This is a genomic window from Sutcliffiella horikoshii (genome assembly GCF_044809035.1).
Lineage (GTDB): Bacteria > Bacillota > Bacilli > Bacillales > Bacillaceae_I > Sutcliffiella_A > Sutcliffiella_A horikoshii_G.
The window spans coordinates 3,400,075-3,418,859 of the sequence record NZ_CP085237.1 but is presented as its reverse complement, the minus strand read 5'-3'; the positions used below and the strand labels follow the sequence as shown (position 1 = coordinate 3,418,859).

21 protein-coding genes and 1 riboswitch are annotated in these 18,785 nt (G+C 40.7%); of the genes, 10 read left to right on the top strand and 11 right to left on the bottom strand.

Annotated features, from left to right (window positions below):
- Positions 1-11: 11 nt before the first annotated feature.
- Positions 12-1,364, bottom strand: coding sequence for a cytochrome ubiquinol oxidase subunit I (locus LG307_RS17750; RefSeq protein WP_404444772.1), 1,353 nt, complete (start codon positions 1,362-1,364; stop codon positions 12-14).
- A 253-nt stretch (positions 1,365-1,617) separates the two neighbouring features.
- Between LG307_RS17750 and LG307_RS17745 the strand changes: the two genes are divergently transcribed.
- Positions 1,618-2,586, top strand: coding sequence for a CobW family GTP-binding protein (locus LG307_RS17745; RefSeq protein ID WP_404444769.1), 969 nt, complete (start codon positions 1,618-1,620; stop codon positions 2,584-2,586).
- 109 nt (positions 2,587-2,695) lie between these two features.
- Here LG307_RS17745 and LG307_RS17740 read toward each other — a convergent pair whose 3' ends face one another.
- Together LG307_RS17740 and LG307_RS17735 are read right to left on the bottom strand one after the other, a co-directional pair.
- The gene (locus LG307_RS17740) at positions 2,696-3,955 is read right to left on the bottom strand and encodes a metal ABC transporter solute-binding protein, Zn/Mn family (RefSeq protein WP_404444766.1); all 1,260 of its coding nucleotides are present in this window, start codon (positions 3,953-3,955) and stop codon (positions 2,696-2,698) included.
- Positions 3,956-4,047: 92 nt separating this feature from the next.
- Complete coding sequence (locus tag LG307_RS17735) at positions 4,048-5,232, bottom strand: GTP-binding protein (RefSeq protein ID WP_404444763.1); 1,185 nt, start codon at positions 5,230-5,232, stop codon at positions 4,048-4,050.
- A 168-nt stretch (positions 5,233-5,400) separates the two neighbouring features.
- Here LG307_RS17735 and LG307_RS17730 point away from each other — a divergent pair, with 168 nt between their 5' ends.
- Positions 5,401-5,967 (top strand): carbonic anhydrase, encoded by a 567-nt coding sequence (locus LG307_RS17730; RefSeq protein ID WP_063559789.1) that lies wholly within the window; start codon positions 5,401-5,403, stop codon positions 5,965-5,967.
- Here the strand turns inward: LG307_RS17730 and yidD are convergent.
- Positions 5,964-6,191: a membrane protein insertion efficiency factor YidD gene (gene yidD / locus LG307_RS17725; protein WP_404444759.1), complete on the bottom strand. Its 228-nt coding sequence runs from the start codon at positions 6,189-6,191 to the stop codon at positions 5,964-5,966. The genes LG307_RS17730 and yidD overlap by 4 nt on opposite strands.
- A gap of 138 nt (positions 6,192-6,329) precedes the next feature.
- Here yidD and LG307_RS17720 point away from each other — a divergent pair, with 138 nt between their 5' ends.
- Positions 6,330-6,803: an S-ribosylhomocysteine lyase gene (locus LG307_RS17720; protein ID WP_404444756.1), complete on the top strand. Its 474-nt coding sequence runs from the start codon at positions 6,330-6,332 to the stop codon at positions 6,801-6,803.
- Positions 6,804-6,837: 34 nt separating this feature from the next.
- Here the strand turns inward: LG307_RS17720 and LG307_RS17715 are convergent, their stop codons facing one another.
- Positions 6,838-8,019 carry an FAD/NAD(P)-binding protein gene (locus LG307_RS17715; RefSeq protein ID WP_404450498.1) on the bottom strand — a complete coding sequence of 394 codons (1,182 nt, stop codon included), beginning with the start codon at positions 8,017-8,019 and terminating at the stop codon, positions 6,838-6,840.
- A 205-nt stretch (positions 8,020-8,224) separates the two neighbouring features.
- On the opposite strand from LG307_RS17715, the gene LG307_RS17710 reads away from it, so the two are divergent.
- Together LG307_RS17710 and LG307_RS17705 are read left to right on the top strand one after the other, a co-directional pair.
- Positions 8,225-9,235: a permease gene (locus LG307_RS17710; protein ID WP_168864520.1), complete on the top strand. Its 1,011-nt coding sequence runs from the start codon at positions 8,225-8,227 to the stop codon at positions 9,233-9,235.
- 19 nt (positions 9,236-9,254) lie between these two features.
- The gene (locus LG307_RS17705; protein WP_404444754.1) at positions 9,255-10,244 is read left to right on the top strand and encodes a TIGR03943 family putative permease subunit; all 990 of its coding nucleotides are present in this window, start codon (positions 9,255-9,257) and stop codon (positions 10,242-10,244) included.
- Between the two features lie 120 nt (positions 10,245-10,364).
- Here LG307_RS17705 and ytzI read toward each other — a convergent pair whose 3' ends face one another.
- The gene (gene ytzI / locus LG307_RS17700) at positions 10,365-10,520 is read right to left on the bottom strand and encodes a YtzI protein (RefSeq protein ID WP_404444751.1); all 156 of its coding nucleotides are present in this window, start codon (positions 10,518-10,520) and stop codon (positions 10,365-10,367) included.
- Between the two features lie 165 nt (positions 10,521-10,685).
- Between ytzI and LG307_RS17695 the strand changes: the two genes are divergently transcribed.
- Positions 10,686-11,126, top strand: coding sequence for a Dps family protein (locus LG307_RS17695; protein WP_404444748.1), 441 nt, complete (start codon positions 10,686-10,688; stop codon positions 11,124-11,126).
- A 76-nt stretch (positions 11,127-11,202) separates the two neighbouring features.
- Here LG307_RS17695 and LG307_RS17690 read toward each other — a convergent pair whose 3' ends face one another.
- A complete protein-coding gene (locus LG307_RS17690) occupies positions 11,203-11,439 on the bottom strand; it encodes a DUF6154 family protein (RefSeq protein WP_404444745.1) in 237 nt (78 codons plus the stop codon).
- Between the two features lie 147 nt (positions 11,440-11,586).
- Here LG307_RS17690 and LG307_RS17685 point away from each other — a divergent pair, with 147 nt between their 5' ends.
- From LG307_RS17685 to ytkD, 3 genes are all read left to right on the top strand, one after another.
- Positions 11,587-11,985: a holin family protein gene (locus LG307_RS17685; protein WP_404444743.1), complete on the top strand. Its 399-nt coding sequence runs from the start codon at positions 11,587-11,589 to the stop codon at positions 11,983-11,985.
- A 73-nt stretch (positions 11,986-12,058) separates the two neighbouring features.
- Positions 12,059-12,379 (top strand): hydrolase, encoded by a 321-nt coding sequence (locus LG307_RS17680; RefSeq protein ID WP_404444740.1) that lies wholly within the window; start codon positions 12,059-12,061, stop codon positions 12,377-12,379.
- A 105-nt stretch (positions 12,380-12,484) separates the two neighbouring features.
- The gene (gene ytkD / locus LG307_RS17675; protein WP_404444737.1) at positions 12,485-12,958 is read left to right on the top strand and encodes an RNA deprotection pyrophosphohydrolase; all 474 of its coding nucleotides are present in this window, start codon (positions 12,485-12,487) and stop codon (positions 12,956-12,958) included.
- Positions 12,959-12,975: 17 nt separating this feature from the next.
- Here the strand turns inward: ytkD and LG307_RS17670 are convergent, their stop codons facing one another.
- From LG307_RS17670 to LG307_RS17660, 3 genes are read right to left on the bottom strand one after another with little or no spacing between them, the layout of a single operon-like run.
- Positions 12,976-13,782, bottom strand: a complete 807-nt coding sequence (locus LG307_RS17670) for an ABC transporter permease (protein ID WP_404444735.1) — start codon at positions 13,780-13,782, stop codon at positions 12,976-12,978.
- Complete coding sequence (locus tag LG307_RS17665; RefSeq protein ID WP_404444732.1) at positions 13,760-14,539, bottom strand: ABC transporter ATP-binding protein; 780 nt, start codon at positions 14,537-14,539, stop codon at positions 13,760-13,762. The genes LG307_RS17670 and LG307_RS17665 overlap by 23 nt, the downstream gene beginning before the upstream one ends.
- Before the next feature lie 11 nt (positions 14,540-14,550).
- A complete protein-coding gene (locus tag LG307_RS17660) occupies positions 14,551-15,546 on the bottom strand; it encodes an ABC transporter substrate-binding protein (protein ID WP_404444729.1) in 996 nt (331 codons plus the stop codon).
- A gap of 123 nt (positions 15,547-15,669) precedes the next feature.
- On the opposite strand from LG307_RS17660, the gene LG307_RS17655 reads away from it, so the two are divergent.
- Positions 15,670-16,458: an alpha/beta hydrolase family protein gene (locus LG307_RS17655; RefSeq protein ID WP_404450497.1), complete on the top strand. Its 789-nt coding sequence runs from the start codon at positions 15,670-15,672 to the stop codon at positions 16,456-16,458.
- Between the two features lie 24 nt (positions 16,459-16,482).
- Here the strand turns inward: LG307_RS17655 and pckA are convergent, their stop codons facing one another.
- The gene (gene pckA, locus LG307_RS17650) at positions 16,483-18,069 is read right to left on the bottom strand and encodes a phosphoenolpyruvate carboxykinase (ATP) (RefSeq protein ID WP_404450496.1); all 1,587 of its coding nucleotides are present in this window, start codon (positions 18,067-18,069) and stop codon (positions 16,483-16,485) included.
- A gap of 408 nt (positions 18,070-18,477) precedes the next feature.
- Positions 18,478-18,644, top strand: a riboswitch (SAM riboswitch).
- Positions 18,645-18,785 lie beyond the last annotated feature (141 nt).

Sequence of the window (18,785 nt, the reverse complement as noted above, 5' to 3'; positions counted from 1 at the left end):
GGTAATCCTCCTTATGCTTGAACCCCAGTAGTTGATGGGGGAATATCGTTCAACTCGTCCTCAATTGGATGTCGCTTGAAATAATAACGCAGCACCAGCACCACAGCAACACCAAGAAGTACATAGACCCCTGCAAACGCAATGAATAATGCGGCAAGATTTTGGTTTCCTGTTACAGCGTCTTCCGTAAGCATGATTCGATAGATGACCCATGGTTGTCTCCCAGTACATGCGAAAATCCATCCAAATTCAATAGCCATCATTGCAAGCGGCCCTGCAGCTACAAAGAGCCACATAAGCCACTTTGGATAGGTTGTTTTTTTGAGAACCTTGCTCCAAAAGAACCCTACTAAAGAGAGCAAGATTAAAAGGGAACCTATTCCAACCATCGCGTTAAAAAGGGTATGTACAAACAATGGTGGCCAATATTCTTCAGGAAAGTCATCGAGTCCGACTACAACCGTGTCAAAACGGTCATCCGCTAAAAAGCTCAAAGCCCACGGTATTTCAATGCCCCATTTTACTTCTTTTGTTTCCCGGTCTGTGAATCCTCCGACTGCAAGAGGTGCGTGTGATTGTGTTTCAAAAAGTCCTTCAGCTGCAGCCAACTTTTCTGGTTGGTATTGATGCAACAGCTGAGCAGATTCATGTCCGTTTATGGCGGTCATGAACGAAAATATTCCACCCACAACAAGCCCCATGATCAAAGCTTTTCGGTGAAATTTATATACTCGCTCATCATGCTTGTTGCGTAACATCTTATAGGCTGCTACAGAGGCGATCACAAAGGCTCCAGTCATAAAGGCGGAGACTGCCACATGTGCAGCTGTCACGACAAAACTGGGGTTGAAAAAGGCCGCCCAAGGGTCGACATCGACGATCTGCCCATTTTCAATACGGAACCCTGCTGGCGTACCTTCAAACGCATGGACATTCGTTATCAAGACTGCTGACGCGGCAGCTCCGATGGTCACAAGTGTGACACTCAAAATCCGCATCCATGGTGAAATCCGGTCTGCGGCATACACGTAAATGGAAATAAATAATGCTTCAATGAAAAAAGCATAAATTTCGATTTGAAACGGTAGTGCCATGACCTTACCGATGACTTCCATGAAACCTGGCCACAAAAGGGAAAGTTGCACTCCGGCAATCGTCCCTGTAGGGATAGCGACACCAAGCAGCACCGCTTTTGCTTTAGTCCATCTTTTTGCCATAATCGCATATTCACGGTTTTGTGTTTTCTGATACATTAATTCCGCAATTAAAATCATTAAAGGAATACCAACGCCAAGTGTTGCAAATATGATATGAAATCCCATTGTTGTCCCAAACAATGACCTTGCAATTACTACATCTTCCATTTTGGCTACGTCCCTTCAAGCTGTTATATACCGTTAGAGTCCACATTTTTCCACAAAATATGCATAATTTGCTAAATAAAAACGGGACATTACAGCTGGCAAGCATAACGGATAAAATGACTTGAAACAAGATAAGTTTCCCTTTAAAATAAAAAGCGTAATGATTACGATTTACTCTTAGTTTAATTGCTTTTAAAGCAATTGTATAATGGGTAGTAGAATAATAAGATGAAACGTTAGGAGTGCTTATAAAATGCCAAAAAAAGTACCAGTTTACGTGATAAGCGGATTTTTAGGAAGCGGAAAGACAACCGTGCTTTTACATATGTTAAATCACTTTAAGGATGAAGGATTAAAACCAGGAATTATCCTAAATGAACTTGGTGATGAAAATGTGGAAGACCATCTTTTTCAAGGGGAGAAAGTTGTGGAGCTTTTAAATGGTTGCATTTGTTGTACCATTCAGGATGATTTAAAATCCACACTAGATCAATATTTAGGGGAAAAGGTGGACGTCCTAATCATTGAAGGAACTGGCGTTGCAAACCCACTAGAAATTAAAGATGTCTTGTTGACACCTCTGTACATGGAACATTTTGAGTTGCAGTCGATGATCAGCCTTGTGGATGCTAGTCACTATCTTGAATATCAAAGCTTTTTCAGCAGTTCCAAAGAGATAAGAGGCTTGTTGAAGGAGCAAGTTACATCTGCCCATTTGTTGGTGTTGAATAAAATGGATCTCGTCTCAGAGAAAGAGTTGATTAAAGTGGAATCGAAGCTTGCTGATGAGTTAGAGGATCATATTCCGGTCTACCGGACGAGCTATGGGGAGGTTCCACTGGAGATTCTGTTGGAAAAAAGAATGCAAATGAGGGAAGTGAAGGTGGAAAGTCACGGGGAAGATGCTGGTCATGACCACGATAGTCACCATCACCACCATCATCACCATCACATTGAAGCCGTGAAAGTCGCGTTTTCCGAACCTATTAATCGAGTGGTATTGGAGAAACAGCTAAAAAAGCTCTCTAAACAGGTGATAAGATCTAAAGGAATAGTTCGGCTTGATGAAACCCCTGGATTATACGAATTTCAATATGCTGCTTCTACTCTGGTGTTAAACAGAATTGAAAAAGTCGACGTAAATCCTTCTATCATTTTGATAGGAAAAGATATTGATGACCGGAAAGTAGAGCGGTTTTGTGATGCATTGAGGGGAGAGTAGGAGTTTGCTGTTTCTGAGGCGTGGATGTTGCTTTAGAACAGCTTTTTCTTTACGGACATATAAAAAACAGGCAGCCCACTAAGCTAAGGCTGCCTGTTTATCTTTTTGATTAATTCAACGCCTTTTTCAACGTCTCCAAGTTTTGACGCATCAAGCTGAAGTAATCTTCTTCGTTTTTAACGTCGTCTTCTGTTGCTGCCTCTAGGTTATGCAAAACTAGTGCTTCTGCTTTGATTTCATTTTTCACCACTTCAGCAATCTTTCCGCTGATGTTTTGATCAAAAATAACATACTGCATTTCATTTTCTTTTGCAGTATTGATAATTTCAGTCAGTTGTTTCTGGGAAGGCTCTTGAGTTGGAGATAAGCCTGTAACGCTGATTTGCTCCAATCCATAGCGCTTTTCCCAATAGCCATATGCTGCATGGGAAACTAATATTTTATTTGTGTTAGCAGTCTCGACTGTTTCCTTAAATTCTGCATCAAGTTCCTCAAGGTCAGATTTCAACGTTTCAAAATTTGCTTCGAAATCTTCTTTTGCTTCGGGTTTTAATTCAACAAGAGCATTTTTGACATTTTCAGCAAGTGTGATAGATAGAGTAGGATCTAACCAAACATGCGGGTCTCCATTAGAGTGATCATGTCCTTCATGCCCATCTTCCTCATGCTCGTCACCGTGCTCCTCATCATGAGCTTCGTCAGCATGCACGTCACCGTGCTCTTCGTCATGAGCTTCGTCAGCATGCTCATCTGCGTGCTCTTCGTCATGAGCTTCGTCAGCATGCTCATGATCGTGCTCTTCGTCATGAGCTTCATCAGCATGCTCGTGATCGTGCTCTTCGTCATGAGCTTCATCAGCATGCTCGTGATCGTGCTCTTCGTCATGAGCTTCATCAGCATGCTCGTGATCGTGCTCTTCATCATGAGCTTCGTCAGCATGCTCGTGATCGTGCTCTTCATCATGAGCTTCGTCAGCATGCTCGTGATCGTGCTCTTCGTCTTCACCACGTAACTCTATGCCTTCTCCGGCGGCTACAATGGTAACATCCTCATTTTCTAATACTTCTTTCGCTTTATCAGCGAAACCTTCTACTCCCACACCTGTATAAATAAAAGCGTCAGCCGAAGCCATCTCGCTCATTGTTTTTGTGGAAGGTTCAAAAGTATGTGCATCTGCACCAGGAGGAAAGACAGATTTCACATCAACGTGATCGCCGCCAATTTTTTTTGTAAAGTCCTCCAAAGGGAAGATGGTCGTATAGACAGTCAATTTTTCACTGCCATCAGAAGCCTGATTATCTGAATTACATCCAACAAGGAATGTAAAAACTACCAACATCATTGCGATAAAAATAGATTTAGTTTTCATAGTTTTCTCCTCTCGTTTTGTATCCCAACACATTATATCGTAACTATTACGATTTGAGAACTAAAAAGACAAATGTTATAAAATTTTTACAATTACTCTATGATAAAAGCGGGTACGAGGTCAGGTAGACTGGACCAGTCCTCATTCATTTCTTTTTCAGTAAGAAGACAAGTGTCTAATGAGCGTTCAATCTGCATTTGCTCCATTTCAATGCCGATGAAGACAAGTTCGGTCATTCTATCGCCATAGGTTTCATCCCATTTTTCTAGTAATTCCGGTTCTTCTTCTAATGTTAGCCTTTTCTCCTCTTCACTATAGCTTGCAACCCATTCACCGGCACCTTGAATCATGATGGATGCACCAGCTTGGGAAATCAATCCAGCCATATCATTCCTAGAAGCAAGCCAGAAGAATCCTTTGGCACGGACAATCTCGTCAGGCCAATTATCTAACCAAGTTTTAAATCTCTCCGGATGAAATGGTTTTCTTCGACGATAAACGAATGAGGATATACCGTATTCCTCGGTTTCAGGAGTGTGCTCTTCGTTCAATTCCTTAATCCAGCCAGCAGCTTGGCTCACTTTTTCAAAATCAAAAAGACCAGTGTTTAGGATGGATGTTAACTCTACCTGACTATTTACCGTTTTAATAATCTTTGCTTCTGGATTAAGTTTTCTCAACAGCGCCTTTAATTCCACAACATATTGGGGATCAAGTAAGTCTGTTTTATTTAGCAGCAAGATGTCGGCAAACTCAATTTGGTCAATTAACAGGTCGGAAATTTCACGGATATCTGACTCATCTGTTCCCTGTTTACGATCTAATAGACTTTCCCCTGATTGATAGTCATCATAGAAGCGAAAACCATCGACTACCGTAATCATCGCGTCAAGGCGACACTTTTCCGTAAGATCAATTTCAAATTCCTCGTCTAAGTAAGTAAAAGTTTGTGCGACAGGAATTGGTTCACTAATTCCGGAGGACTCGATAACGATATAGTCTATGTTGCCTTCGTCTACTAGACGCTCTACTTCCTTCATTAGGTCTTCCCGCAATGTACAGCAAATACAGCCGTTTTGCATTTCTACCAACTTTTCTTCGGTTCTGGAAAATCCACCTTGTTGGATGAGTGCAGCATCTATATTCACTTCACTCATATCGTTAACAATTACAGCAATCTTCAAACCTTCTCTATTGGACAAAATATGGTTCAACAGTGTTGTTTTTCCTGCACCAAGGTAACCACTTAGTACCGTAACAGGAATTTTCTTTTTCATAATATATAAACTTCCTTTCTTGATTAAAGCGTAATCTTTACGATTTACATATAAAATAGTACTAAAAACCTAAAAATAAAACAAGCTATTTTTATTGTCATTTTGTTTTGAGTTTGTCATATTGAAAGAAGGAAATCTAAACTATTATTCAGAAAGAGGGTAAAAAGAATGAAGTTACTGGATGAAATTTTAGAACATAATACTGGATTTGTTGAAAAAGAGGAATATATTCAATACCAGACCACCAAATTTCCTGACAAAAAATTAGTGGTTTTATCATGCATGGACACAAGGTTGATGGACCTCTTGCCGAAAGCGATGAATCTTAAGCATGGAGATATGAAGATTGTAAAGAATGCCGGTGCGATTGTATCGCATCCGTTTGGGAGTATTATGAGAAGTATCTTGGTTGCCGTGTTTGAACTACAAGCGGATGAAGTATTAGTTGTAGGACATCACGATTGCGGAATGGGAAAAATCAATCCAGAAGGCATGCGTGAAAAGATGGAAGCAAGGGGTGTTACAAAAGAAACGATTGATGACTTGAAATATGCAGGCATTGATGTAGCAGGTTTCTTAAAAGGATTTGACAGTGTAGAGGAAAGCGTCAGGGAAAGTGTAGATATGATAGCAAACCATCCACTTATGGCAGAGGGTGTACCTGTGCATGGATTAGTTATTGACCCGCACACAGGTAAACTGGATCTTGTTGTTAATGGATACGAAAAAAATTAACGTTTGTCTTTCTTCTCTGGAACATGATCAATGCCCCCAGGGTGAAAAGGGTGGCACTTAAGAATTCTCTTTATTGTAAGCCAACCGCCTTTGATTGCCCCAAAACGTCCAATTGCTTCCATTCCATATTGGGAGCATGTCGGATAAAAACGGCAAGATGGCGGGGTTAATGGGGAGATAAATTTTCGATAAAAATGTATGATGGATAAAAAGACATGTTTCATAGTGGTCACCTCATATAAATTATAATCGAAAGCCCGTAAAACCAAAAATTAAATAAATTCGTATAAAACAGATGAATTTAATTGGAATTGAATCTGTGTTATACTGTTTATAACTTTAAATAAAGGGAGAGTGCAATTATGCCTTCAGTAGAAAGTTTTGAACTAGATCATAATGCGGTAAAAGCTCCTTATGTTCGTCATTGTGGAGTACACAAAGTAGGAACAGACGGTGTTGTTAATAAATATGATATACGTTTTTGCCAACCAAACAAACAGGCAATGAAACCTGATGCTATTCACACATTAGAGCACTTATTGGCATTTAACATCCGTACACATGCGGAAAAATACAGCCATTTTGATATCATCGACATTTCTCCAATGGGTTGCCAAACTGGATACTATTTGGTAGTAAGCGGTGAGCCGACTGTGGATGAAATTGTTGACTTGATGGAAGACACGTTAAAAGATGCTGTACAGGTGGAAGATATTCCGGCTTCAAATGAAAAACAATGCGGTCAAGCTAAGCTTCACGATCTTGAAGGAGCAAAGCGCCTAATGAAGTTCTGGTTGGAACAAGACAAAGAAGATCTTAAAAAAGTATTTGGATAAAAGGGAAAGGATGACTCATTTGGGTCATCCTTTTTTAAATGGAAGATATGATATTTGCAGCCACTCTAGCTCCAGAGATATTGCGGGCAATTGGGCCGACTTCAAGTTCTGCAAGGGCTCCACTGACATAAAGGTTAGGCGCCCATTCTAACATATGGTTAACGATAGGATAGCCGCACTTTGCGCACGGTAGATTCTCTTGTTTAATGACAGGCTCTAGCCAGTCCCTCCCAGGTAGATTTTGTTCAAAACCAGTAGCCATAATGATAGATCTTGCTTTTATTGATTCACCTGTATCAAGTAAGAGTTGTACGTCGCTGGGATGAATCTGATAATCTTTTACGATTCCATCTTTAATCAATAATTTATCTGTACGAACTAAGTGGCTGAGTCTGTTTCGTAAATCCGATGGAATGGAACCTTTGTGCCTTGCTGATTTTATAGCATGGCGCCTTTTTTCGTAGTCTTTTATTTTGACGAAAGGCAGACGCTTTTTAGGGCCGAGCCATTCTGGATTGCTGTCAAAATCATGTACCCTGAAAGGATGTCGCTTTATCATGGTCACTTCACCTGGAAACATAGAAGCAAGTTTAATTGTTAGATGGGTGGCTGTTATTCCACCGCCGACGACTACAAACGGGGCACTCATTTTTTCAAAAACGGGAAGTTTTTTATCAAACACATGATATAAGGCGTTTGGATTGGCCTGCTTTAATTTTGTTGCCCATTCTGGCAAGTGCAACTGGTCACTGATCCCAATGGCTATCACTACTTTCTCTGCCTCCAATACTTCTCCGTTTTGAAGGTGCACGTTCCAACCTCCATCACTTTTTTGTATATTACGAACCGTTGAAGCGACATAAGAATGTTCAATTTCCAATTCATTTATCAGGTGATCACAGTGGTCATTGAACATATGTAAAGAGGGCCTTTTATACCTACCATAGAAATCCGTGCTAGGTTGATATTTATGTTCTATTTTTGAAAAAGATTGCAAGCTGAATGGCTCTGTATCCAAATGATGGACAGATGGAGACCTTAGATATGGCATGGAAATGACGGATGTACATCTTTTCCAATTTTCCAATGGCTTTGGATTTGGATCGACAATCTTTAATTGATTGATGGTGGTTTTATTCTTTTTCAATAAGTACGTGGCAACAGTTAACCCTTGAATGCCACCGCCGATGATAGCCCATTGAAGCAAAGCAAACACTCCTTTTTTGAAAATAGTAATCATTACGATTATTAATATTTCATATAGTAAAGGAATATGCTTAATGAATCAAGAAGGAAAAACAGGAATAAACTTTCCTATCATACAGTTAATAGATTAAACATATATTGCTAGTAACAAAGATAAAGTTTTATAAGTTTCATATGTTATAATACAAAATAGAAAATATGATAGGAGTAGAAGAATGAGGAAAAGCAGTAGTCTTTTGAAGGATCTTATTGGGCTTGCTTTGATTGGAGTTTTCCTATACCTATTCTTTTTTATAGATTTTAAGGAAATCTCGCTTGATATTCCAAGCTCATGGCTGAATGTAAATACTATTTTCCTTAGTATTGTCATTGAAGCCATTCCGTTTATATTACTTGGTGTATTTGCCTCTGCGTTGATTCAAACATTTGTATCAGAGGAAAAAATAAAAAAATATCTGCCTAAGAGTCCTATTGGTGCAATTATTCCGGCAGCATTACTGGGAGTGATTCTACCAATCTGTGAATGTGCGATTATCCCGGTTGTTCGTAGGTTGATCAAAAAAGGGATGCCGCTACATGTAGGGGTAGTGTTGCTTGTAGGTGCGCCGATTCTTAACCCTGTTGTTGTAGCTTCTACATATTTTGCCTTTAACGGGGACCCTACCATTTTATACGGTAGATTTGGACTGGCCTTTATTTTATGTATTGTCATTGGATTTCTAATGTTGTTGCTTTTTGATAATAAAAATCAGTTGCGTTGGACGAAAAGCGAGCTACAAGGCAGACAAGACATGGAGCTTGAGCAGCCAGCATTACAACAGAATAAATGGAAAGCAACATTCTACCATGCAAGCGATGAATTTTTTGACATGGGGAAATACTTGATTGCCGGTGCGTTTATTGCGAGTTTATTCCAGACGTTCCTTGATCGCAGTGTATTGATGGCACTTGGACAAAATGAGGTATTGTCGCCAGCTGTTATGATGGCTTTTGCATTTGTGCTATCACTTTGTTCGGAAGCAGATGCCTTTGTCGCCGCATCATTTGGCTCCACGTTTACAGTTGGATCCTTGTTAGCATTCATGGTGTATGGACCGATGTTAGATCTTAAAAATACTTTTATGCTTTTTGCATATTTCCGTACTAAATTTGTACTTGTTTTCATGGCAGTTGTGACAATTGTTGTGTTCGCGGCCATACTTATTTTCCAGCAGCTTGTGCTGTAAGGAGAAAGGATGATAACAGATGGAAAGCAATCGTGATTATGGATTCCATATCTATTTGCGTGGAATCATATTGCTAGGATTTACTCTCTTGTTTTTTAAACTATTGGCCACAGGGGATATTACGAATTTCATTGCTCCTCGAATGATGCCGTTCATGTATTTTGCAGCAGGAACCTTGTTTATACTTGGTATTGTGCAGATTTGGCGCAGCGGGTCGAAAAATAAAGAAGAACTGGTGTGTAATTGTGGATTTGATCATGGCGAATCTTCCACTCCGATTCAATCTATATTGATTTATTCTATGTTTGTGCTTCCTGTTGTGACAGGTTTCATGTTTCCAGATAATATTTTGGACAGCTCGATTATTGATAAGCGAGGATTTACAAATTCTAAGGTGATTGTGGAACAACGCGAGCAGGCGGGTGCATTTGATGGCCCTGCAGGTGGCGAAAGCGGGGAATCCGATACATCAAGGGCGGAAGCTTACTTGGATGATCCTGAAGGATATATGGAAGATCAGGAGAACGGAGAACCGACCATTGATGAACAATTAGCTGATGCACCTTTAGAGCATCCAGAAGGGTTTGAATTGCAAGAACCACCTGAAGGTTATTATGAAGACCTAAAAGCCGAGATGCTTAAGATGGATACGATTGTCGTCGATGATGAAAGATACATTCCGATGATGAATATCATTGATATGAGCATTGATGAATTTGTCGGCAAGAAGATAGAAATGGTTGGATTTGTGTACCGAGAAGCAGACTTTACGGAAAATCAGTTTGTTGTTGCACGTTTTGGATTGTCTTGCTGTGTGGCGGATGCCAGTGTATATGGGACATTGTCTAATATGAGCGGAGCAGGGGATCTTAAGAACGATGATTGGGTGAAAGTGAGTGGGACCTTGACTACAACCCAATACAATAACTGGACCCTCCCATATGTCGAAGTAGACACACTAGAAAAAGTAGAACAGCCAGAATCACCATACATCTATGAATACTACTAACCAAAACTTATTTAAATAGAGTTGTTAATCTTAAAAAGAACCCCCTGAGCTTAACGCTCAGGGGGTTTCGACGTTAGGTGCAAAACTCCTTTAGGGGTCTGACCCCTTTTTTGAAATTTTTTATTTCTTCTCCTCGTCGACGGGTTCATTTTCGTTTTGGTTTGGTTCGATTGGGTCTATTTTGTGTTCGTATTTGTAGGCTTTGTTGGTGGAGAGCAGGGTTAGGAATAGCACAACTAATACGATGATGATACAAATGATCAAGATGGTCATCATGGTGATGGAAACCTCCTCATAAGAAATTGCTTGTCTTATTTTATCATTAATTCTCTCTCGCAATAAGCTTTTGTTTAGGCATAAGTTCATTGTTTAGGGGGAGACTATAAGGGGTAAAAAATCTATATATTATGTTGATATATTTGAAGGAGGTAATTTAGCAAAATGTCTAATCAATTGACTGATGTAGTAAATAAGCAAGTAGCAAACTGGAGTGTACTTTATATTAAGTTACATAATTATCATTGGTTTGTAAAAGGACCAGAATTCTTCACCCTTCATGAAAAATTCGAAGAGTTGTATGGAGAAGCTGCCACACATATTGATGAATTGGCAGAAAGACTTCTAGCGATAGAGGGAACTCCGGTCGGAACAATGAAAGAGATCTTGGAGATAGCCACCATCCATGAAGCGGAAGGGAAAGAAACGGCAGAGCAGATGGTACAATCCATTGCAAGCGACTTTTCAACGCTGATCGAAGAGTTGAAGGAAGGAATGGAGATTGCTGATCAAGTTGGAGATGAAACGACTGGAGATATGCTTCTTGCCATTCATCAGAGAGTAGAAAAACACAACTGGATGTTACATGCATTCTTAGGAAAATAAAAGATAGAGCCTGATGCAAGGACTTGTAGGAAGTCCTTTGCATCAGGCTTTATTAATGTTTAGTTGTTAAAAGTGGTCAATGAAGCAGTCCTTGATCTCCGTCACTTCCACGAATCAATAATTCCTTCACCTGTTCCATCACCAATTCTGCCACCACTTGGTGAAGTTCTTCATCTGATAATTCTTTTATAAGATCGATACATTGCTCCCTTGTAAAACTATTCACAATAGAATAGGCAACAGCATCAATATCTTCATCATCCCTGATCCACTTCTTATGATATTTATTGACGAACGATTCAAATGTCTTCATATTTTCCCTATCTCCTCTAGTAAAATAATGATTAGTTTTCTCCAATTTGAAAAGTTCATGCACAAAACTCTATTAATTCGTAACAGGAAGTTAGCATTTTGCATAAGATGCAATATAGAAAAAATTGAGGGTGTAAGGGGTGGTGTCATGGACAAGTACAACTTTATCTATCTTGGAACTGTATCAATTGTGGGTTCCATGGCTTCGTTATTGTATGGAGGATTCAGCTCACTATTAATGTTTTTAATTATGTTTGTCGTCGTAGATTATTTAACAGGAATTATGGCAGCATATGTGGAAAAGCGGTTGTCAAGTCGAGTGGGATTTAAAGGTATTGCACAAAAGGTATTTATTTTTGCACTGGTTAGTATTGCGCATGTGTTGGATACTATTTTAGGAACCAATTTAATTAAGGATATCACCATTTTATTTTATTTGGTGAATGAATTCATTTCCATCATGGAGAATGCATCTCGCATTGGTGTACCAATACCAAATATCTTAAAAAAGGTTATTGATGCCATCAAGAAAAAGACGGATCCGTAACAAGTTTATCTAAAAGAATAAAGCAGAGATTTTGTGTGAAAATAAGAGAAGATACTGGAAAGGGTGAAGATAAATGGAGCGTAAAACGTACTACATTTCACTAGCAGAGGGATCAATTTCACAAGTGAGTACAGCATCTTCTTGGGATTATCAAATACAGGCAACGGACGAAGAAATAACCCATTTAAGAGAAATATTCGATCAAAATTATTCTTCAGATTGGCAAGGCTTCTGGCGGGCACACATCCCGTATGTCCAATATCATTTCGATAAATCAAATGATGCATATGACAACGGATTGCAGCAGGCGTTCAAGATGATTTATGAGCTGGGGGATGAAGCAACAAAGGCTCATATAAAAGATCAAGGGCTTATGGATGATATAATCGAATAGAATTTTTTTAGCAATGATGGTCTAATTAGGGTACTTGACTCTCACATTTTCGATGCTACTATGATAAGATAAAGAAGAAAAAAGAGATATTGGAGTTTCGATAGTATGTATGAGTTTGAAGATATTTATAACAACCGAGTGATGTTATCCTTTGAAGACCATCCTTTTTCTCGAGACCCCAAACACGTCTGGGTTATTTGCCGTTACCAAGATCAGTGGCTGTTGACCAGTCACAAGAACAGGGGAATGGAGTTTCCGGGCGGAAAAGTGGAAGCCGGGGAAACAGCCGATCAAGGTGCGATCAGGGAAGTAAAGGAAGAAACAGGTGGACATGTTAGCCTGTTGCAATACATAGGGCAGTATAAAGTGGATGGAAGAGAGAAAGTCATTATTAAGAATGTTTATTTTGCAGTAATAGATCAGCTAGAAAAGCAGTCTACATACTTTGAAACGAATGGGCCTGTCTTGTTGAAGGATATCCCCGCAAACATTAGGAAAGATAATCGATTTAGTTTTATTATGAAGGATGACGTTTTGACACATTGTCTCAATAAAATAAAAAGGAGCAACTCCATATGAGGGGTTGCTCTTTCTCTTTACGTATGTTTAACCAGCTTCTTCTCTAGATATTCCACCAGTTGATACATGATGGTCGCAAACACGGCGATGATCAACAGGCTTAGTAGTACGAGAGTGAAGTTGAACACTTGGAAGCCGTAAATAATCATATAGCCAAGCCCTTTGGAGCTGACTAAAAACTCCCCGACAATAACTCCAACCCACGCCAGACCAACGTTCACCTTAAGCGTGGATATTATGGTCGGGTAGGACGCTGGAAGAACTGCTTGCTGAAAAAGCTGCCGGCGCGTTGCTCCGAATGTCCTCAGAACTTTTAGATAATTATCATCCACTTCCTTAAAGGCGGTATAGACGACAATGGTCGTGATGATGACCGAGATGATGGCCCCCATGGTAATGATCGATCCCATATTAGGCCCGATAGCAACAATTAGAATAGGGCCAAGGGCGACTTTGGGCATTGCGTTAAGAATGACTAAATAAGGCTCAAGTACCCTAGAAATCATTGGCGACCACCAAAGGATGGCTGCCATGATCGTTCCAATCAATGTTCCAAGAATAAATCCGAAGATGGTTTCTGTAACGGTGATGCTAATATTGGAAAGCAGCGTACCGTCTTTTATTTTCTCCATAAAAAGATTCCAGATTCGACTTGGATAGCTGAACAGCAATGGATTGATCCAGCTGTTTTTTCCGGCAAGCTCCCAAGCAGAAAAAAAGACAATGAAGATGACCAGCTGATATAGCCTTACTTGATAGGCCACCTTTTTACGCTGTTTTACATACCCTTGGTGGAGGAGGTCAATATTCGTTTTCTTGTTCAAGTTGCTCCAGCTCCTTCCAAATCTTTTGGAACAAGGAGGAGAAATCCGGATGCTGCCTTGCTTCAAATGGCATCATGTTTCTCAATTCTTCCGGGACGATGAATGTTTTCGCCAAGCGACCAGGATTCGCTTTTAACAGAAAGATTCGGTCACTCATTGCGATGGCTTCACCAATGTCATGGGTGACGAGCAATGCAGTTTTTTTAAATGCCTTGAGTGTGGTGAAAACTAAATCCTCGAGTTTAAGCTTGGTCTGGTAATCCAGCGCTGAAAATGGTTCATCCAGTAAAAGAAGCTGAGGGTCGGTGGCAAGCGTTCTGACAAGTGCCGCGCGTTGCCGCATTCCACCTGATAACTGGGATGGATACAACTTTTCAACATCAGGCAGTCCCATGTCTTTTAAGAGCTGCAAGGTTCTGTCTATATTTGGTTGTGATCGCTTATTGGCGATATTTAACCCAAGCAGTACATTCTCCTTGATGGTCTTCCACGGGAAAAGATAATCTTGCTGTAACATATAGCCGATATCCGCTACGCAGTCTTTGGAGGGTTTGCCGTCTAATAATACAGCACCCTCTGTAGGCCGCAGGAGACCCGCAATGATGGATAGAAGTGTCGTTTTTCCACAGCCGCTGGGGCCGAGGAAGGAGATAAACTCCCCTTCCTCGATGGATATCGAGATGTCTTCTAAAACCTTAGTAGCTCGTTCTGGTGTAAAATAGATGTGTTCTATATTACTGATTGATAATAAACTCATCGTTCATCATCCTATTCTTCCATTACCTCTTCTGCAATGGCTGTATTTACTAACGTGCCGTATTCCACATATTGTGGAAGTTCCCCGGCTGATTCCATGATGTTTTGCAAGTTTTCCCATTCTTCCTGGTCAAGAATAGGGTCTGTGGCGAAGGAACCTTGACTCTTGTAACGGTCCACAACGGTTTCAATCAATTCTACGGATGTATCCTCAAAATACGGGAGGATGACTTTGGCGGTTTCAGACGCCGGGTTATTTTCTACCCATTGCTGCGCTTTGTAGAGCGCACGGGTAAATTTCTCAGCGGCCTCAGGATTCTCTTTTAGATAGCTTTCTTTTGCCATGAATGTTGTATATGGCAAATGACCAGACTCTTCTCCAAAGGAAGCGACAATATATCCGATGCCTTCCGCTTCAAAGATACTTGCCTGCGGTTCGAACAGCTGCACAAATTCACCTGTGCCGGAAGCGAAGGCACTAGGGATGTTTGCAAAGTCGACGTTTTGGATGAGATTCAAGTCATTCTGCGGGTCGATGTCGTGCTTTTTGAGGACAAACTCTCCAGCCATCTGTGGCATGCCACCTTTTCGCTGTCCAAGGAATGTACTGCCTTTTAAATCATCCCAAGAAAAATCGTCAAGCTTTTCTCTAGATACTAAAAATGTTCCGTCTGTCTGGGTAAGCTGGGCAAAGTTAATGATGGGGTCATTCGAGCCTTGCGCGTACACATAAATGGACGTTTCAGAACCCACCAATGCCACATCCGCACCATCAGCAAGCAAGGTGGTCATTGTTTTATCCCCACCCCAAGTAGTGGTAAGTTCCACTTCAAGGCCTTCTTCTTCAAAAAAACCTTTTTCAATCGCAACATATTGGGGAGCATAAAATATAGAGCGAGTAACTTCAGCAATCCGGACCTTTTCTGTTTTGTCTCCGCCGCAAGCTGCAAGCGCAGCAATTAAAATAAAGGACAATAAGATACTTAATGATATTCTTAAACCTTTCATGTTCAACCTCCTCAGAAATTGTGGGCATATGCTTTGTATGTTTTTATAGATTAGCGTATGATTTGGGCTAAACATGTGTGAATGCCTAGTGCGTCAAAAGGGGGCAATATTTTGCAAGACGGAATGATTATTAAAAAAACTCCATATCCTTCACCAAGTCCGCATATTAATGTTTTTTCGGTGACCTATTTCAGCGATGGATTGAAGGTAAAGGGGATGCTTGCCGAACCTAAAGCGGAAGGGAAGTATGATGGATTTTTATATTTAAGAGGCGGCATCAAAAATGTCGGACAGGTTCGTGTCGGACGGATTGTTCAATTCGCCTCAGAGGGATTTGTCGTGATGGCGCCATTTTACCGGGGAAACCAAGGCGGAGAGGGAAATGAGGACTTTGCTGGAGATGACAGAGAGGATGCATTTGCTGCTTTTAAGCTGTTAGCAGGTCATGTCAAAGTTAAGACTGATCGCATTCATGTGTTCGGTTTCTCTCGTGGCGGCGTGATGGCTTTGATGACAGGAATTGAATTTCCTGAAGTGTGTTCGGTTGTATCGTGGGGCGGGGTTTCCGATATGTTTCTCACCTATGAGGAGAGAGTGGACCTGCGCAGGATGATGAAGCGGGTGATAGGTGGGACACCGAATAAATATCCGGAGCGGTATGAATGGCGGACGCCGCTGTTGGAACTTGAGCGGCTGGATGCGCCTATTTTGATTATTCATGGAGAGCAGGATAAGAACGTTTCTATTGAGCATTCTTATAGGTTGGAAAAGTGTGCGAGGGAAATGGGGAAGAGGGTGGAAGCTTGGTATTATCCGGAGTACACGCATTATTTTCCGCCGCAGGAGAATAGGAGGATTGTGGAGCGGCTGACACGATGGATGAAGGAACAAAAGAAAGAGCGGAACCTTTGATGAAGGTTTCCGCTCTTTACTCTATTACACCGTAGGTCCGCCAAACTCAAGGACTTCTGCCGGTACATTTTCAAACTTTTTGAAGTTCGCTTTGAACTTGCCTGCAAGCTCGCGTGCAAACTGATCGTATTTTTCTTCATTATGCCAAGTTTTCTTTGGTTGTAATACTTCGTCAGGTACACCAGGAACATGTACAGGGATGGATACGCCGAAGTATGGATCCTTTTCCACTTCCACATTTGTCAGGTCGCCTTCAAGTGCCGCCTGTACCATTGCTCTTGTGTAAGATAGCTTCATGCGGCTTCCAACGCCATATTCTCCGCCAGTCCAGCCTGTGTTTACAAGGTAAACCTGTACGTTGTGCTCATCGATTTTTTTGCCAAGCATCTCTGCATAAGTTGTAGCAGGAAGCGGTAAGAATGGTGAACCAAAGCAAGTCGAGAATGTTGCTTGTGGTGAAGTAATTCCGCGCTCTGTGCCTGCAAGTTTACTTGTGTAACCACTTAAGAAGTGGAACATTGCCTGTTCTTTCGAAAGCTTAGAGATTGGAGGCAATACGCCCGTTGCATCGGCTGTTAAAAAGACGATGGTATTCGGATGTCCCGCAATGCTAGGCTGAACGATATTGTCCATTGCATCTAATGAATAAGCTGCACGTGTATTTTCTGTTAATGTAGAGTTTTCATAGTCAGCAATACGAGATTGGCCGTCAATGACCACATTCTCGAGAACTGATCCGAAACGGATTGCATCAAAGATTTGCGGTTCTTTTTCATGAGTAAGACCGATGCATTTAGCATAGCAGCCGCCTTCGATGTTAAATACTCCTGTGTTGGACCAGCCGTGCTCATCGTCGCCAATAAGTTTGCGGTTAGGGTCGGCAGAAAGCGTCGTTTTACCTGTGCCGGACAACCCGAAGAATAATGCTACATCCCCTTCACGGCCTACGTTTGCAGAACAGTGCATTGGCATGATTCCGTTTTCCGGTAGAAGGTAATTCATTACAGAGAAAATGGACTTTTTCATTTCCCCTGCGTATTCTGTACCACCGATCAGAACAATGCGTTTGCTAAAGGAGATGATGATGAATGCTTCTGAATTTGTCCCGTCAACTGCAGGATCCGCTTTAAAGTTCGGAGCGGAAACGATGCTGAATGCGGTTTCATGTTTAGCCAGCTGTTCTTCATTCGGCTTAATGAACAATTGCTGTGCAAAAAGATTGTGCCATGCGAATTCATTGATTACCTGGATTGGCAATTGATATTTTTCATCTGCTCCGGCAAAGCCTTTAAATACGAATACTTCTTCTTTGTTTTCTAAGTATGTGAGAACTTTGTTATATAGGCGATCAAATACCTCTTCAGAAATAGGAGCGTTGACGGTACCCCAGTCGATTTTATCTTTGCTTATATCTTCTTCTACAATAAATTTATCTTTAGGGGAGCGACCCGTGTATTTACCAGTGGTTGCGAGTACTGCACCTGTTGAAGTCAGGCAGCCTTCGTTACGGTTTAATATCTTTTCCACCAATTGAGGAACAGACAGTTGTACATGCGTGTTGCTTCCGTATATTAATTTTGTTAACCCATTATCAATCCCAACCGTTTTCATCATGGATAACTCTCCTTCGTTTATATAATTTGCTTATTTATTTTTCTCATCTGTTAAAAAGTATAACACATTCAACTAAATAGTCCATACTAATTAGCTTATTTTATGAAAATTAATAGGAATTCGTTAACATTTTGTGAAAAAGAGGCTCCTCCATGTGGAAAAGCTTACTATCCACAATGTGAAAGCGTTATCATTTTATACTTGTCCACTTTAAATTTAGCCAAATGTCCTCTCTCATTATAAACCCTGTCATCCATAAGTAAAAGGAAATGATAGTGAGATTTTTATGAGAAAAGATTTATAATAGAAGGAAGCAATTATTTCCTGTAAATCTATGTCGAATTATTTCTCTTTTTTGTTGACATGCAAGGTTTTAGTACGCTAATATAGAACCTTGAACGGATACTCTTATTCCGAGCTGGTGGAGGGACAGGCCCTATGAAACCCAGCAACCTGCTCAAAGGATGAGCGAGCGCGAAAAAGCACGCCGCTGTTTTTTATTAGGCCAAGTTTTTGGTCGCTTGAGAAAAGGTGCTAAACCTGAGCAAGGCTATGACCTTGACCGATAAGAGTGAAAGGCTAATTCTCGACATCAAACCTTTCCTCAATTTTGTGGGAAGGTTTTTTCTATTTTTACACAAGATAACAAAGAACATCACAATAGGAACTGAGATCCGTATCAAATATAACTGCTGTACGTGAAGAGAAGTCAA